Source organism: Oryzomonas japonica, from assembly GCF_008802365.1.
In the GTDB taxonomy this organism is placed as follows: Bacteria; Desulfobacterota; Desulfuromonadia; order Geobacterales; family Pseudopelobacteraceae; genus Oryzomonas; species Oryzomonas japonica.
Genome location: NZ_VZQZ01000002.1, coordinates 409,778 through 424,976, shown reverse-complemented (window position 1 = coordinate 424,976; position 15,199 = coordinate 409,778). Strand labels below are relative to the sequence as shown.

The following is a 15,199-nucleotide window of genomic DNA, read 5'->3' as shown; positions in this document are numbered from 1 at the left end:
GGGACCGTTATTTTCTGGGGTCAAGACCCGTCGGGCAACCGGCGGGTCTTTTTTTGTTCTGATAGGGGACAGCGACGCCTGATTCACTCGTCTTCCTTGACTTTGCTCCCGCTCTTTGGCTAGTATGCACAGTTATGAAAAAGCTAACCAGACAGATACGAGTCGGATCGGTTCCCGTGGGTGGCGACGCCCCCTGCGTGGTCCAATCCATGTGTTCCACCGATACGCGGGACGTCACCGCCACCCTTGCCCAGATTGCCGGTTTGGCTGCCGGCGGGTGCGAGATCATCCGTTGCGCCGTTCCCGACATGGATGCGGCCGTGGCCTTGGGCAAGATCAAGCATGAGAGCCCGATCCCGGTCATCGCCGACATCCATTTCGACTACAAGCTGGCCCTGCAGGTGCTTGATGGCGGCATAGACGGGCTGCGGCTCAATCCGGGCAATATCGGCGACAAGTGGAAGGTGGCCGAGGTGGTCAAGGCGGCGGCTGAACGCCGGGTGCCCATCCGGATCGGCGTCAATGCCGGCTCTCTCGAAAAGGAACTGCTGGAGCGCTTTGGCCATCCCACGGCCGAGGCCATGGTCGAATCCGCCCTTGGCCACGTGCGCATTCTGGAGGAGTTGGGCTACCAGGAGATCAAGATCTCCCTTAAGGCTTCGGATGTGATGAAGACGGTTTCCGCCTACCGCCTGCTTTCGGAACGGGTTGACTATCCCCTGCACATCGGCATCACCGAGGCCGGGACCATCTTTTCCGGGACGGTCAAGTCCTCGGTCGGCCTCGGCATCCTGCTCGCCGACGGTATCGGCGACACCATGCGGGTATCCCTGACCGGTGATCCACTGGACGAGGTCAGGGTAGGGTACGAGATCCTGAAAAGCCTCGGCTTGCGCCAGCGCGGCGTCAATTTTGTTTCCTGCCCCACCTGCGGCCGGTGTCAGATCAACCTGATCAAGGTCGCCGAAGAGGTTGAACGCCGACTCCAAGGGGTGGACAAGCGGATTACGGTCGCAGTCATGGGTTGCGCCGTCAACGGCCCCGGAGAGGCCCGTGAGGCGGATGTGGGCATTGCCGGTGGAAAAGGGGAGGGGCTCCTGTTCCGCAACGGCGAGATCGTCCGCAAGGTGCCGGAAGACAAGTTGGCCGACGCCCTGTTGGAAGAGATAGACAAGCTCTGAGAGAGTCCCAGCCGGAGAACGGCGTAAAGCTGTTCCGTCAGGAGCTGCTCAAGGCACTGCTCGAAAAATACAACCTGTTCGACTATACCATCCTCTGAGGTGAGAATGCTCTATTCACGTTATTTCATCCCCACGGTTAAAGAAACCCCTTCCGATGCCGAGGTCGTGTCGCATCAATTGATGCTCCGTGCCGGCATGATCCGCAAGCTGGCCGCCGGTATCTACAATTACCTGCCCTTGGGGCTGCGCTCCATCCGCAAGTTCGAGAACATCGTCCGCGAGGAGATGGACCGCGCCGGGGCCATCGAACTGCTCATGCCGAGCGTCCAACCGGCCGAACTCTGGCAGGAGTCGGGGCGCTGGAGTTTTTACGGCAAGGAGTTGCTGCGCTTCAAGGATCGCAAGGAAGGCGAGTTCTGCATGGGGCCGACCCATGAAGAGGTCATCACCGACATGATCCGCCGCGAGATCAAGAGCTACCGGCAGATGCCGATCAATTTCTACCAGATCCAGACCAAGTTCCGCGACGAGATCCGCCCCCGGTTCGGCCTCATGCGGGGCCGCGAATTCATCATGAAGGACGCCTACTCGTTTGATGTGGACAGCAGCGCCGCGGACGAGTCCTATGACCGTATGTACCAGGCCTATATCCGCATTTTTGAACGGTGCGGACTGAATTTCCGTGCCGTTGAAGCGGACTCGGGCACCATTGGCGGGTCGTTCTCCCACGAGTTCATGGTTCTGGCTGATTCGGGCGAGGACGGCATCGCCTCCTGCGACTCCTGCCGCTATGCCGCCAACGTGGAAAAGGCCGAGGCGCGGCCGCTGCCATCGGTGCCGGCCGGCGAGTTGCTGCCGTTGGAGAAGATCGCGACGCCGGACATGAAAACCATTGCCGATGTTGCGGCCTTCCTGAAATTGACCGCCGACAGGACGGTCAAGACCCTGGTGTACGCTTCGGGCAGTGGCGAGTTCGTCATGGCGCTGTTGCGGGGCGACCACGAGCTGAATGAGATCAAACTCAAGAACAGCCTGGGGTGGGACGAAATCGAAATGGCGACCGAAGAGGAGATCCTGCGCATCACCGGATCGCCGATCGGTTTCCTCGGCCCGCTGGGGCTCAAGGAAAAGGTGACGGTTATTGCCGACTTGGTCGTCGAGGGCATGGCCAATGTCGCCATGGGCGCCAATGAAAAGGATATGCATTTCATCAATGCCAACCCGGGACGGGATTTCTCGGTCGAGCGCTTTGCCGATATCCGCATGGTCGTGGCCGGCGATGCCTGCCCACGCTGCCAGGAGGGAAAACTTGAGATGTGGCGCGGTATCGAGGTGGGGCATGTCTTCAAGCTGGGCACCAAGTATTCCACCGCCCTCAATGCCACCTACCTGGATGCCGACGGCAAGGAACAGGTCATCTTCATGGGGTGCTACGGCATCGGCATCGGCAGGACGGTTGCAGCGGCCATCGAGCAGAACCATGACGAGAACGGCATCATCTTCCCGTTGCCCCTGGCGCCCTTCCATTGCTCCGTTGTGGCCCTGAACGCCAAGGATGGCGACGTCATGGCCGCGGCCGGAGAAATCTACTCGAAGCTGGTACAATTGGGGGTGGAGACGCTGTTCGATGACCGTGACGAACGTCCGGGCGTCAAATTCAAGGATAACGACCTGATCGGTATCCCGCTGCGCATTGTGGTCGGCAGCAAGGGATTGGCCGAAGGGAAGGTCGAGGTCAAAATCCGCAAAACCGGCGAGGTACTCCTGCTGCCGGTTGAAGAGGGTATCGCCAGGATCAAGCAACTTGTCGACGCGGCCTTGGTCTGAAATTAAACGGGTATGAGGTCGTGATGCAGAATACTATTTGGGACCCCCAGCATGAATGCATGCCCCGGGACGAGATAGAACAGCTCCAACTTGAGCGGCTCCAGGCGACCCTCAACCGCGTCTATAAAAACGTAACCTGTTACCGGACGAAGTTCAACGAACGGGGTATTGTTCCCGAGGATATCACTTCCCTTTCCGATCTGGCAAAGCTCCCCTTTACCACCAAGGAGGACCTGCGGCTCAATTATCCCTATGGGATGTTTGCCGTACCGCTCAGAGAGGTGGTCCGCATCCATTCGTCATCCGGTACGACCGGCAAACCGACGGTGGTGGGGTATACCAAAAACGACCTCAAGATATGGTCGAACCTGGTGGCTCGTTTCATGACTGCGGCCGGCGTCACCCCTGACGACGTGGTGCAGATCGCCTTCGGTTACGGCCTGTTCACCGGCGCCTTTGGCCTGCACTACGGTTCGGAAACCATCGGCGCCGCCGTCATCCCCATGAGCGGCGGCAACACGGACAAGCAGATCATGATCATGCAGGATTACAAGAGCACGGTTCTGGTCTGCACGCCGAGCTATGCCATCAACATTGCCGACCGCATTGAAAAGCAGGGCATTGATCCCAAGACCTTATCCCTCAAGGTGGGTCTGTTTGGCGGCGAACCCTGGTCCGAGGCCATGCGTCGGGAGATCGAGTCACGTCTTTCCCTCAGCGCTACGGACAACTATGGCTTGTCGGAGGTCATCGGCCCCGGTGTTGCCGGGGAATGCCGCTGCAAATGCGGCATGCACATCTCCGAGGACGGCTTTATCCCGGAGATCATCAACCCCGAGACCTGTGAAGTACTGCCGCCGGGAAGTGTGGGCGAACTGGTGCTGACGACCATCAGCAAGGAAGCCTTCCCCATGATCCGCTATCGGACACGGGACATTACCCGTCTTGACTATGGCGTCTGTGAGTGTGGCCGGACCACGGTGCGGATGAAAAAGACCATGGGCCGCTCCGACGATATGCTGATCATCAAGGGGGTCAACGTCTTCCCGTCGCAGATCGAAGAGGTGCTGGTGGCCATCGAGGGGTGCGAACCGCATTACCAACTGGTGGTTGACCGCAAGGGTGCCATGGATACCCTTGAGGTCAGCATCGAGGTCACGGAGCATATCTTCTTTGATGAGATGAAAAAACAGCGGGCTTTTTTGGAGATGGTCGAGAAGAAGATCGACACGGTGTTGGGGGTCGGCGTCACCGTCAAGCTGGTGGAGCCCAACAGCCTGCCGCGCAACGAGGGAAAGGCCAACCGCGTCATTGACAGGCGCCAGTTGTGATGGTCTGAATACTTTTCTTCCATTGCTGAATACGAGCGGGTCATGTTCTATATACACATGACCCGCTTTTTTGCGGGCAAAAATGAAAAACAACCCGGATCAGTTCCCCTTTGAGTTGCGAAAACGGTCCCGGTACTCCTTGAAATCAGGGATGGTCCGTTTATACCCCGACGACATGAGTGGTGATGATATAACGAGATCGGCAGTGGTGCGGTTGCATGCCACGGGAATGTTCCAGACAACGGCAATCCGCAGGAGCGCCTTCACATCCGGGTCATGGGGTTGAGGTTCCAGCGGGTCCCAGAAAAAAATGATCAAATCAATTTCGCCCTCGGCGATTTTGGCGCCAATCTGCAGGTCTCCGCCAAGAGGGCCGCTTTGAAATTTGGTGATGGGGATTCGGAGCGCTTCTTCCAGCAATGTCCCCGTGGTCCCCGTGGCGTAAAGCTTGTGTTGGGCCAGCAAGTCCCGGTTGAAGAGGGACCACTCGATGAGATCATGCTTTTTATTGTCATGTGCGACGAGAGCAATCCGTTTACACGGAATGAGGCCCTTATCCTTTGGCTGTTTCGTAGTCATCTACCCCTGCCTCCTTTTCTTATTTCCCGCATACCAGCATATTTTCACCCCATTTACCAATGAAAAATAACCTGTTGGGATATGCAAAATTTTGGACAGGGACTTTTTGTTTGGTATGATATCATGTATCCTAATTTTATTTAATATAACATGGTTGGTTTTAATTGCTCGGCCGTCGGCAAGGTGGCACCATGAAGAGTGGTCTCGAAAAAACAGATCGTTATGATCTGCTCAAAATCATTGCGATTTACGCAATTTTCAGCTGTTTATGGATTTATTGTTCCGATACAATTCTGGGCCTCATCATAACCGATCCAGCCACGTTGGTGCGAATCTCAGTCTTTAAAGGTTTTTTCTTCGTCGTCATCACCGGGGCACTCCTGTATCAACTTATCAGCCGATACCTCTTGGAATCCAGGCAACTCAAGGAGGTGATAAAGAACAGGGACATGCTGTTCAGCCTTCTCTATGAGGGGATGATGGACGCCTTTGCCAGTGTCGATATGACCGGCAGGATACTGCAATACAACGAAGTTTTCCGCACCATGCTCGGATACGAAGCTGAAGAGTTGCGTTCAAAGACCTACGAGGAGCTTACGCCCGAAAAATGGCATTCGTTAGAACGTAAAATTATTGATGAACAGGTTATCCCCAGGGGGTATTCCGATATTTATGAAAAGGAATACCGGAGGAAAGACGGCACAATTTTCCCGATAGAACTGCGGGCTCAACTTGTTCGCGACGACCAGGGAAACCCGTTTGCAATGTGGGCGATCATCCATGACATCACGGAGCGAAAACGGGTGCAAGACACGCTTTCGCAAAAAAGCCGGCAGCTTGAAAAGCTTAACCAATCTCTTGAAAAACGCGTGGCAGAAACCGTCATTGAACTTAGCCAGAGGAATCAGATGCTATTCCAGCAAAGCCGTCTGGCGGCGATGGGAGAGATGGTCAATAATATCGCCCACCAATGGCGCCAGCCGCTTAATAATGTGGGACTCATCATACAGAATCTGCAAATTGCTCAAGAGTCGGGGGAAATCAGTGGGGAGGAGTTCGACTGGGAAGTTGCCAACGCCATGCAGATCATCCACCACATGTCCGTTACCATCGATGACTTCCGCAACTTCTTTCGACAGGACAAGGAGAAACGCGTATTCTCCGTCGCCAAGGCGGTGCAACTGGCTGTCGGGCTTATCGACGCCGCCTTGAAAAATAGTTACATTACGACCGAGTTGCACCTCGACCCCGACGTGACAGCCGTTGGCTACAAGAATGAATATTCCCAAGTATTGCTCAATATCATAAGCAATGCCAAGGATGTCCTGTTGGAGAGGCACGTTCATGAGCCCCGGATTACCATCCAGGCTTTCCGCGACAATGATCTTTCGGTTGTTACGGTGCATGATAACGGCGGTGGCATTGATGAGAGCTTATGCAACAAGATCTTTGATCCGTACTTTACCACGAAAGGGCCGGACAAGGGCACCGGCATCGGCTTGTATATGTCGAAGGTGATCATTGAAAAGAACATGGCCGGCAAGCTGACGGCGTTAAACCATCGGGATGGCGCTGAATTCAGGATAGAACTGCCGGCGGGCTTCTCTCAAAATGTTTGCCAAAGTGATTAAGCGTTTTTGTTTAGAAAGAATAGATGGGTCTGTCATTCCACCCCGTTACACGGTATTTTCGAAGTGATTGATTAATAAATTAAGCATAAGTATTTTATTTCATGTTTAAATGCTCCATAAGATGTACTTTACATAATATAACGAATGGGGTCTGAAAATTGACAGAAAGGCTATAAACCTGTACCCTTAAGGCGGCCAGCTTTCCTTAAAATAGTCTTAAGATTAGCATAAGAAATATTTGGAATAACCTCATGAATAATGGCGAGAGAGGACGAAATGGCAGAGCAAGGACTGTCAGCGGAAAGGACTTCCTTGTCAAAGACGGAGCAAGCAGTTTGCTCGCAACGTAGGGCATAAGCAGCCATGTTTTTTTCAACGTCATGGGAGGGTAGGGAAGGAATCTGCCGTTCCTTCATGTCGAAAAAATCAGTAACACGGCTAAGAAGGTTTTCAGGAAGCGTAACTAAAAGGACGATGGCCTCCGTGCCACGGGAAACGACCCTGTAACGGATTGACCTATCCACGGGCCGCAACCGGGAACGGAAAAAGTACCGGCTGAATCGGGACGAGTCCAAGGCCGTGACGGATAATGTCAGACCTTGTAACACGCTGGCCGGAACAGTTGTATGAAGACACAAGGGACTCAAGGCGGGCAGATTCATCTTCACTAAGGCAGACAGGTAAGACGCGAGAACGCTTCATAATGCACCTCCATGGAATGTAATATGTGTTTTATATAATCCCATGACAGAATTTTATCAAGGAGAAATTGCCATGACGGGAATTTTTTATGACATTGGCAAAATGGTGAAGAGGAAAGAACTGAAACAAAAGGACATAGCAGAAAAGCTAGGGATATCAAATACACACATATCAGCAATACTCAAGGGGAGGTGCGAACCAAGCAAGACACTTACAATGCTAGCTGAAATCGTATTCGGAGGAAAACCGACAGAACACCCCAACAAGCGGATTGAAGCGATTGTAAAGACACTTGAAGGAATGGAGCCCGACACACTCCAGAGCGCACTGGTTTGCATTGAGAAAGAGGAACGGCTTGAAAGATTGAAGAAGATGGAACAAGGAAAACACGTGGCATAAGGGGAGACAATGAATTTATTTATTGGAATGATTATTATAATTTTAATTGTCATTGGCCTACTAGCAGCAGGAAAGAACAAAAAGCCGAGCAACAGAACCGATCTACAATTCACGAAGGTAAGCACTCTCTTCACACCAGCGGAACGATCATTTTTAGGCGTTCTTGAACAGGCAATAGGAGAACGCTACCGAGTTTTCGGAAAAGTAAGAGTTGGCGATATTATGACACCAGCAAAAGGACTCACAGCAAGCAAACGTACAACCGCAAGAAATATGATCGACAAAAAGCATGTAGATTTTTTAATATGCTCAGCCGCCGACCTTATACCATTAGGAGTTATTGAACTTGACGATAAAACGCACGAACGGAAGGACAGAGCCGATCGTGACGACCTTATAGATAAAGCGCTAGCGTCAGCAAGAATACCAATTGTCCATTTTACTGTTAAGCAGGGATATACCATAAGCGAGATAAGAGAAAAGCTATCCAAGATAAACCAAAGAGGAAAAGCGTAGTTTTTAGGACACAGATGGACATGGACTAGAGGGGAAAGACAGCCCCGCGACAGTGAACACGACAGATCACGGTTGCATGGCCGAGCGAAGCGAAAGGCGGTTGTTTGTCTTTGACTCAGCAGTATGAGGACAGCCAAATATCAGACTCAGAGAAATGGGCAAGAAATGTGAATTCTTAAAGATATTTAGACTGAAAACAAATCATAATTATCGATATCACGTTTAATATTAGATGGTTACAAGTCAACTTATTATCGGCTTATTTCCGAAGGAATTTAGAACATTCATAAAAGAACGGTAGACCAAATCAATCATTTAACGAAATGGAATTGAACAAGTTATAACTATAACCCCAGCGGGTTAAGCTTGTAACATGCTGATATTTAACCGGACATAGAAAAATTAGGGATTGTAATGTGTAAAATACATATTACAATTACAACCTCACTTAGCATTAATGTCTAATCATCTTGTGTCGAGTCTAGTTACCTTTGCGAAATATCAAGAAAAGTGGAAATCGATGGCACCGATCAGATCTAAAATGACATATTTCAGATCAAAATAGGCAATCAGAACGACTTACCCGCATTCCGAATTTGGTCATGTTTCCAGTCAACACCAGTAGGAGAACGATAATCATCGACACCCGGTTTAAATTCTGGAATGTTCGACAATTTGGGCTTATCCGGGGCCGGTTCACCTAACGGCTCACCTTTCGCCGTCGATTCCGACGACGAACCCCACGCCATTGGCCGCCCGCCGCCGACAGAGCGGCTGTCTGCCAATGGCTCTAAACTGAAATATTCAACGGTATGTGTTACCGAAGAGTAATGACGGCACCGGGTAGGGTCCAAGTAATGACCATTCACCAGATAGTAAGATCGCCCACCCGTAGAAATGTATCCCTGAACGTCATAGGAACGCCATGCAGCGACAGGAGTAGACGGAGGTATGACAGGCGGGGGAACACGTGAAGAAGACGCCACAGGCTGAACAGCAGCGGTTTTTGGTAAAGAAGCAGCAGGCGCAGGAATCGAAGCGGCAGCAGGACGAGCAACAGGATGTTTCGGCTTTGCCTTTTCGGCAACAATGGCAAGGGACGTTTTAAACAGACCTCCGGCAACGACCAAGAGGACAACGACCACCACGACCCAATGAATGATCGCATTTTTAGGAGCACGTATTTCCTGAACCGATTGCGACTGATATGCGTTGAAAACTGACTTGTCAGTCCGCAACGTCTGGGAATACATGTAATTGCCCTTGTTATCCGTGAATTTATAGCTCATGGCACCAAAAAACTTTTTACTCCGGAGAGTGCCATGAGCCAAATATTCGAATTGAGCCAAAACAGCCCGGCAGATCAAAGCGGGGTCTTGAGTACCGAGAATAATATCCATGCCAATATGCCTGTGATAAGCGAACATGAAGAGAACATCTTTGTCCTTGTAGCCGAGAGGGAAATACTGATCACGCTGGATTTCATCGATACAAAGGACAATGTTTGTCTTGCCCGTATTTTCCATGATTCTTTTCATGTTATCAACGGTGAAAAACTCTTCGCGGGTCAACTTACCCTTGATACCACTGGACGGGTCGCCTAATAATTCTGGACTTTCAATATTCCAGCAAGACGGACCGTAGAGTTTAAGGCCATCTATATTAGTAAGAATGAGAATGTTTTTAGCTATAGTGAATTCCCTGAAAAACTCATTATAGGTAAAATGCTTTTTCAAGTATTGAACCATAAAATAAGTCTTGCCAGTACCCGGTACACCAACAACAGCACAGTTCATAAAATCCCCCTTTTAACCCGCTAGCCTAACAAACGGTATCATTGACAGTATAACGCGAAGAACAAGAGCAGAAATAAGCACGCTGAGACATTCAGGAACCCTAAAAACAGTTACAAACCATCCTAATAATCCATCGAAACTCATTGCACCATTTAAACTACCACTACTACCGATTTGTGATGTAGCGAAATTAAGAACTATTTCTATAATGTCATACAGAAAATTATTTAATATGATAGGAACAACAGTAGTAAACAGGAAAACAGATAGAGTTTTAACGGCAATCCACTTGATAACACCGTCCGTAAAAATCTTACCTAAAACGGAACCAAGGAACGTTAGAAGAACTTGCATATCACCACCCCTTGAAAATGACGAGAATTGCGAACCCATGACAGATAATTAAAAAAATGCCACCAAGTGCCGAAAACGTTGAAGTATATCGGTTAAAATCAAAACTCAAATCTTGACCATAAACCATACCAATATGGATAACAGGGTCACCGGTGGCTGTGATCGTGAAAGATTTGACCATTGAGACAAGCGGAGAACTGGAAAGAAGCGAAGAGAGAAGGCTTTTAATATCCTTCTTATCTGGGGCAGTAACATCGGTATTATAAGTATTGTCAGCGGGAACCCCAGGAGCTGTAACGTTAGCATCCTTTGTCTGTTCAGCAGCGAGCTTATCAGCAGCAGCTTGAGCAGCGGCAGCGTCAGCCGCAGCCTTATCAGCAGAAGACTTAGCATCGAGATACTTTTGATAAAGAGAGGGGTCGCCACCGGCGCCAGTAGCAGGGTCGCCACCGGAAGCAATATAAGCATTCTTTGCATTATCAGCGGAACCTTGAGCGGAACTGGCAGCAGCACCGGAAGAACTGGCGGCAGCTTGAGCAGATGCAGCAGCTTGACCGTTAGCATTATATGTGGCGACCTGGGCAGGTGTCGCAACATGGGAAGGGTCAGGGGGGATATCAGGAAGGCCGGTAGTATCATCCGTAAAGGTCGGAACATAATTAGGGTCACGAAACATATTATCGAGCTCAGATTGTAAAGCGGATTTAACCGGGCCGGGAACACCGGCAGCAGCAAGACGTTGAGAAACTTGTGCAGGAGTAGCAGGCTGTGAAGGGGGTGTGGGAGCAACAGGAGAACCATAGGAAAATCTGACATCTAAAGCAAGCCCTTTAGCATAACTATCTTTAGCACCAGTAACCTCAACATCATAAGGAGATATAAAAGTAGTAATATTAGCGTAAGTGTTAGAGATACTAGAACTAAAGAGGATGCCTGTAACAGTATGATAACCAGACGGAGTTGAAATAACATCACCGACCTTAGATGAAACCTTAGGTGAACAATCAGGAACCTGATAAAGAGCAGAATTAGTCAAAGGATATTTTGATTTGTCAGCAGATAGCGCAATAAGATCAGAATAACTCATATTAGCAGAAAGTGACTTAGTATTTAAAGCCGGAGGTGAAGCAGTTAAATCAATCCAAGCAGCATTTGATGGACGAGAAATAGAGCCAGAGGCAGAAACTTGGCTTGAAGCACCGGCGGTCATATAATAAGCCAGTCCAGCTAATAGAGCAGCATGAGCACCAGCTGAAACGTAGTACAGGGCGGTAGGAATTGCAGGGAAAGCCAAGGGGAAAAAAGCATTTGACGAGGTCGCGAGGGTAACGATCAACAGGACTGAAATAATAAATTTGCGCATAATGTCCACCGATCACGAAAGATACAAAAAAGGGGAGGGCGAACCCTCCCCAATTATTACGGCCGTAGGGATTAACGGCCCAGAAGCCCCTGAATCTTGCGGAAGCCCCAGATGGAGGCCATGACGACCAGAATCGCGCCGCCGATGGTATAGAACAGCGTCAGAGCATCGCTGATGCCGGTGGTTGTTGCCGTGATGTCAGCAGCAGACATGGCGGCAAAGCTCGAAAGAGCGGTGCCGATGACAGTACAAATTGCGAGAAACAGACCAGCAAGCTTTTTCAACATGGGAAAAACCTCCATAGTAATTTTGTATGCCCAAAAGCAGTTATCGTGAAAGAAGCGCTTTCACGCGCCGAAAGCCCCACGCACTGGCCAGTGCTACCACAACAGCGCCTACGCAAACCCAATAAAGGGAAAGGTCGATGCTAATCATCGTCTTCACCAAACCCCATATCTCTACAATCATCGCAGAGGACATAAACCTTCTCTTCGCCTAAATCGTCAAATTCGGAATCAAGAAATTCATCACAATGACTGCAAAAGTACATGGACATTTCACCACCCCCTTAAACTACAGTTTAAAGCCCCCTAGACCAGATTATCCCGACTAGAGCGGCACAAACGATGCCGGCAAGGCCGGAGAGTGAATAAAACTGATTTGGCGTTAAATAGGCCGCTAGAAGGTCATAAGACATAGATCACCACTTAAACAGCTTGAACAGGAGCGACGGGCCTACAGAAACCATGACAAAAACAAACGTCAGGCTGAAAAACGCGTCAAACACGGGATTACCCGTTATGACAAACGGGTCGAAAGTCACTTAACCGGAAGAACCTGAACGGCCTTGGCGGTCGAGAACGAGCCGTTGAAGTCTTGAAATTTCTGTTCAGCTTCCAACATGGCGACGTTGACAGGAGTGCCGAAAACGACATTTTCAGGAATAGCAGGAACCTGCTCAACCCGTACCTTGTCGATTTTGGGACCGGGAGAGACAATGGCAAGGAAATGCTTGCCACTTTTTGAGGTTGTGAAACTGCCGTAAATACCAGTGATACGCGCCTTGTCAACTACCATTCCCATGATGTACCCCTTTTTACGCAAGTAGTATGTATCTTGTGTAAAATGGTATACCACAGAAGGTGCTTATATATTCAACATGATAAACTAATATAAAACATATATATTTATCGGGTATCCGTAATAAGTCGTTGACGGCTGAGTAAACCACTTACTCACATCATTAAGAACTCGTTGAAAATATAGTCAGGAATATGTGACCAGTACCTACCAAAATCCTCTAACTCAAACATCACTGCGACTTGTCCGGGAATTTGTCTGTACTCCGACTCCGTACCGTATCCTACCGCCCGTGCGGACATCCACTCAATAAGCTTCCCAGTGTCCATATAGATATCAAACGGGATATCAGCGCCATAGTTGCCGAAGCGAAATTCAGACGGCGGTAGTTTTTGCATACAGACTCCAGTGTGTAACTCAATAGTGTTGGCTTAAACTCAACAACGAGATTTTACGGATGCCCTATTTATCATATTAGAAGGGCAAATCTAATGCCGGAGCACGTGAAGCAGCTATTATCAAGTCGTGCTTTTTACCCAGTTTATCCCGGCCATCCTCAATAAGACCGTGCATAAAGTCCACAAAACGGGCAGAGCCTAAATACTTCTTAATCATGGCGAAACTTGCAGAATATTGACGCTCGACGTGCATCATTATGTCAAGTACGAATTTTTGAGCCTTTTGGGTAGTAAGCTTGAGCTTTTCCGTGGTGGAAAGCCATGCAGCCCACCAACGGCGCATTTTGCATTGAGAGAGATTTTCGCTGGTAACCTTGACGATGGATACATAGTTGTTCAGGGCGCTACATGCGAGCTTCGGAACATCGACGCCGTTGAGGATATGTTTAACGGCTTCTTGTGCACGTTCCTTGCGTATCACCAATTCGCAACGGACCCAATGACCGAGAGAGCCGGGAGGAAGATCGTTCTTCTTTTCCTGTTCTGCCGCCTTATCATAAAACCTTATACAAATACGGGAACTCAGGGAGCCGAAATAGATCGTTTCAGAGTCACGCTCCTGTGAATTGCGAGAGAGCGTACCTTCCATGTTTTTCCTGTAGCGCTTGAAGCGGCTACGGACTGACTTTGTTGCGACGGCCTGACGAATACGAGGCAAAGAGAGTCGACCGTCGACGTTGTCCATAGCAATGTCGATACGGGCGAAATTTGCCTCATGGGCAAACAGATCATGGAGGAGGTATTCCCAGCAATGGGCGGAGCCGTCAAGCTGCTCGAATTGACGGCACCCCTGACCGGACATGGATATGTGACAGCCCATGCCATCGTTACCGTCATAGAAACAGACTATATTGCCATAGCGATATGACTTCCTATAGCCGTTGCCCCCGATATCGCATTGGGTAAACAGATTAACATCAAAACCCGACATCTTAAGGGCATCTATAGGGTCATTAACCTTAAGGCTCCAGGACAAAAAATCTATCAAGACCCTGTTTTCAGCGGGAGCGGATATAGTTTCCGCCCCCTTGTCATTTGACCGGGGGCTCGTCATTCAAAACCTCCAAAATTCAAAACCGCCAGTTCACCAAATATTTCAATTGCCTTGCGATCATAAGCGATAGCAGCGCCCGCAGCAGTTGAGGACATACCACAGTATATTTTTTTACCGTCAACAGAAATATAAGCATCAAAACGGCCATCAGTACGGAGCTTTACACCAAAATAGCCAGTCTTATTGCCACACTTGAATTTCAAAGAGGAGCGCTTGGAAGCCTGACAAAGATCACGAGTCGCAGAACTGCGAAATTTTAAAGGTTTACGATTAAGGATATTCACCGTGGAGACCCCCCAAGCGCAAAAATACCAGAGGCCCAAGCAGCACACGGAAAACAGGTAGCTTCACCATAGAAGCATGCCGAATCGAAGCGACGAATTACAGAGCCACAGCAAGGACACTCGATCATGTTCATCGGCCACCTCCGAACAAATCGAGTTGACTATCCGACTGATCGAGGGGAACCCGACGGCGAACGACCCGGCCAGATGGAAGGGTATGTGAAACGGTCTTATGTGTGGGGGGAGCCGGAGGACGATAATAATTTGCGGGAGCATGGTCGTAAACCTGACCACAGAAGGGGCAGCGGTGGAACTCATCTCCAAGGTCTACAGCCTCGCTGATGTAACCGCCGCAGGTATAGCAATAAACCATGACATTTGGATAAGTTACGGGATTACCACTACCGAGGCAGTACCAACGAGCTTGCGAAATATGGATGATCGGCCTGTCATCTTCATACGTTACACGGTATTCTTGAAGTGATGAACTAAGTTTTAATTCCAAAATACTTGTTTTCACGTTAAATGCCTCCATAAGCTGTACTTTACATAATATAACTTATGGGACATTTACTTAAGGGTGACTGTAACGTCCAACGACGCACCCCGGCCGCTCAGAATATAACCCCCCTTGAAAAATACGA

At 49.6% G+C, this 15,199-nt stretch carries 17 protein-coding genes; 6 read left to right on the top strand and 11 right to left on the bottom strand.

The window, feature by feature from the left end; all coding sequences use genetic code 11:
• Positions 1-134: 134 nt before the first annotated feature.
• The 3 genes from ispG (at position 135) to F6V25_RS05210 (ending at position 4,339) form a co-directional block, all read left to right on the top strand.
• Positions 135-1,181 (top strand): flavodoxin-dependent (E)-4-hydroxy-3-methylbut-2-enyl-diphosphate synthase, encoded by a 1,047-nt coding sequence (gene ispG / locus F6V25_RS05220; protein WP_151127551.1) that lies wholly within the window; start codon positions 135-137, stop codon positions 1,179-1,181.
• Positions 1,182-1,286: 105 nt separating this feature from the next.
• Positions 1,287-3,008, top strand: coding sequence for a proline--tRNA ligase (locus tag F6V25_RS05215; protein ID WP_151127550.1), 1,722 nt, complete (start codon positions 1,287-1,289; stop codon positions 3,006-3,008).
• A gap of 23 nt (positions 3,009-3,031) precedes the next feature.
• Entirely contained in the window at positions 3,032-4,339 is a 1,308-nt protein-coding gene (locus F6V25_RS05210; RefSeq protein WP_151127549.1) for a phenylacetate--CoA ligase family protein, read from the top strand.
• A 99-nt stretch (positions 4,340-4,438) separates the two neighbouring features.
• Here the strand turns inward: F6V25_RS05210 and F6V25_RS05205 are convergent, their stop codons facing one another.
• Positions 4,439-4,918, bottom strand: coding sequence for a methylglyoxal synthase (locus F6V25_RS05205; protein ID WP_151127548.1), 480 nt, complete (start codon positions 4,916-4,918; stop codon positions 4,439-4,441).
• A 191-nt stretch (positions 4,919-5,109) separates the two neighbouring features.
• Between F6V25_RS05205 and F6V25_RS05200 the strand changes: the two genes are divergently transcribed.
• Positions 5,110-6,549, top strand: coding sequence for a sensor histidine kinase (locus F6V25_RS05200; protein ID WP_151127547.1), 1,440 nt, complete (start codon positions 5,110-5,112; stop codon positions 6,547-6,549).
• A gap of 170 nt (positions 6,550-6,719) precedes the next feature.
• On the opposite strand, the gene F6V25_RS05195 is transcribed toward F6V25_RS05200, so the two are convergent.
• Complete coding sequence (locus F6V25_RS05195) at positions 6,720-7,073, bottom strand: hypothetical protein (RefSeq protein WP_151127546.1); 354 nt, start codon at positions 7,071-7,073, stop codon at positions 6,720-6,722.
• A 250-nt stretch (positions 7,074-7,323) separates the two neighbouring features.
• Between F6V25_RS05195 and F6V25_RS05190 the strand changes: the two genes are divergently transcribed.
• Complete coding sequence (locus tag F6V25_RS05190; protein ID WP_191966084.1) at positions 7,324-7,650, top strand: helix-turn-helix domain-containing protein; 327 nt, start codon at positions 7,324-7,326, stop codon at positions 7,648-7,650.
• A 9-nt stretch (positions 7,651-7,659) separates the two neighbouring features.
• Complete coding sequence (locus F6V25_RS05185) at positions 7,660-8,166, top strand: DUF2726 domain-containing protein (protein WP_151127544.1); 507 nt, start codon at positions 7,660-7,662, stop codon at positions 8,164-8,166.
• A 569-nt stretch (positions 8,167-8,735) separates the two neighbouring features.
• On the opposite strand, the gene F6V25_RS05180 is transcribed toward F6V25_RS05185, so the two are convergent.
• From F6V25_RS05180 to F6V25_RS05140, 9 genes are all read right to left on the bottom strand, one after another.
• Positions 8,736-9,962: a zonular occludens toxin domain-containing protein gene (locus F6V25_RS05180; protein ID WP_151127543.1), complete on the bottom strand. Its 1,227-nt coding sequence runs from the start codon at positions 9,960-9,962 to the stop codon at positions 8,736-8,738.
• A gap of 12 nt (positions 9,963-9,974) precedes the next feature.
• Positions 9,975-10,316: a hypothetical protein gene (locus F6V25_RS05175; protein WP_151127542.1), complete on the bottom strand. Its 342-nt coding sequence runs from the start codon at positions 10,314-10,316 to the stop codon at positions 9,975-9,977.
• Between the two features lies 1 nt (position 10,317).
• The gene (locus F6V25_RS05170) at positions 10,318-11,679 is read right to left on the bottom strand and encodes a hypothetical protein (protein WP_151127541.1); all 1,362 of its coding nucleotides are present in this window, start codon (positions 11,677-11,679) and stop codon (positions 10,318-10,320) included.
• A gap of 71 nt (positions 11,680-11,750) precedes the next feature.
• Entirely contained in the window at positions 11,751-11,966 is a 216-nt protein-coding gene (locus F6V25_RS05165; RefSeq protein ID WP_191966083.1) for a major capsid protein, read from the bottom strand.
• A 532-nt stretch (positions 11,967-12,498) separates the two neighbouring features.
• Positions 12,499-12,762, bottom strand: a complete 264-nt coding sequence (locus F6V25_RS05160; RefSeq protein ID WP_151127539.1) for a hypothetical protein — start codon at positions 12,760-12,762, stop codon at positions 12,499-12,501.
• 152 nt (positions 12,763-12,914) lie between these two features.
• Positions 12,915-13,157, bottom strand: coding sequence for a hypothetical protein (locus F6V25_RS05155; protein ID WP_151127538.1), 243 nt, complete (start codon positions 13,155-13,157; stop codon positions 12,915-12,917).
• Positions 13,158-13,233: 76 nt separating this feature from the next.
• Positions 13,234-14,271, bottom strand: a complete 1,038-nt coding sequence (locus F6V25_RS05150; protein ID WP_151127537.1) for a replication initiation factor domain-containing protein — start codon at positions 14,269-14,271, stop codon at positions 13,234-13,236.
• On the bottom strand, positions 14,268-14,555 hold the full coding sequence (locus F6V25_RS05145; protein WP_151127536.1) for an AP2/ERF family transcription factor: 288 nt from the start codon (positions 14,553-14,555) through the stop codon (positions 14,268-14,270). The genes F6V25_RS05150 and F6V25_RS05145 overlap by 4 nt, the downstream gene beginning before the upstream one ends.
• A 130-nt stretch (positions 14,556-14,685) precedes the next feature.
• Complete coding sequence (locus tag F6V25_RS05140; RefSeq protein WP_151127535.1) at positions 14,686-15,075, bottom strand: hypothetical protein; 390 nt, start codon at positions 15,073-15,075, stop codon at positions 14,686-14,688.
• Positions 15,076-15,199 lie beyond the last annotated feature (124 nt).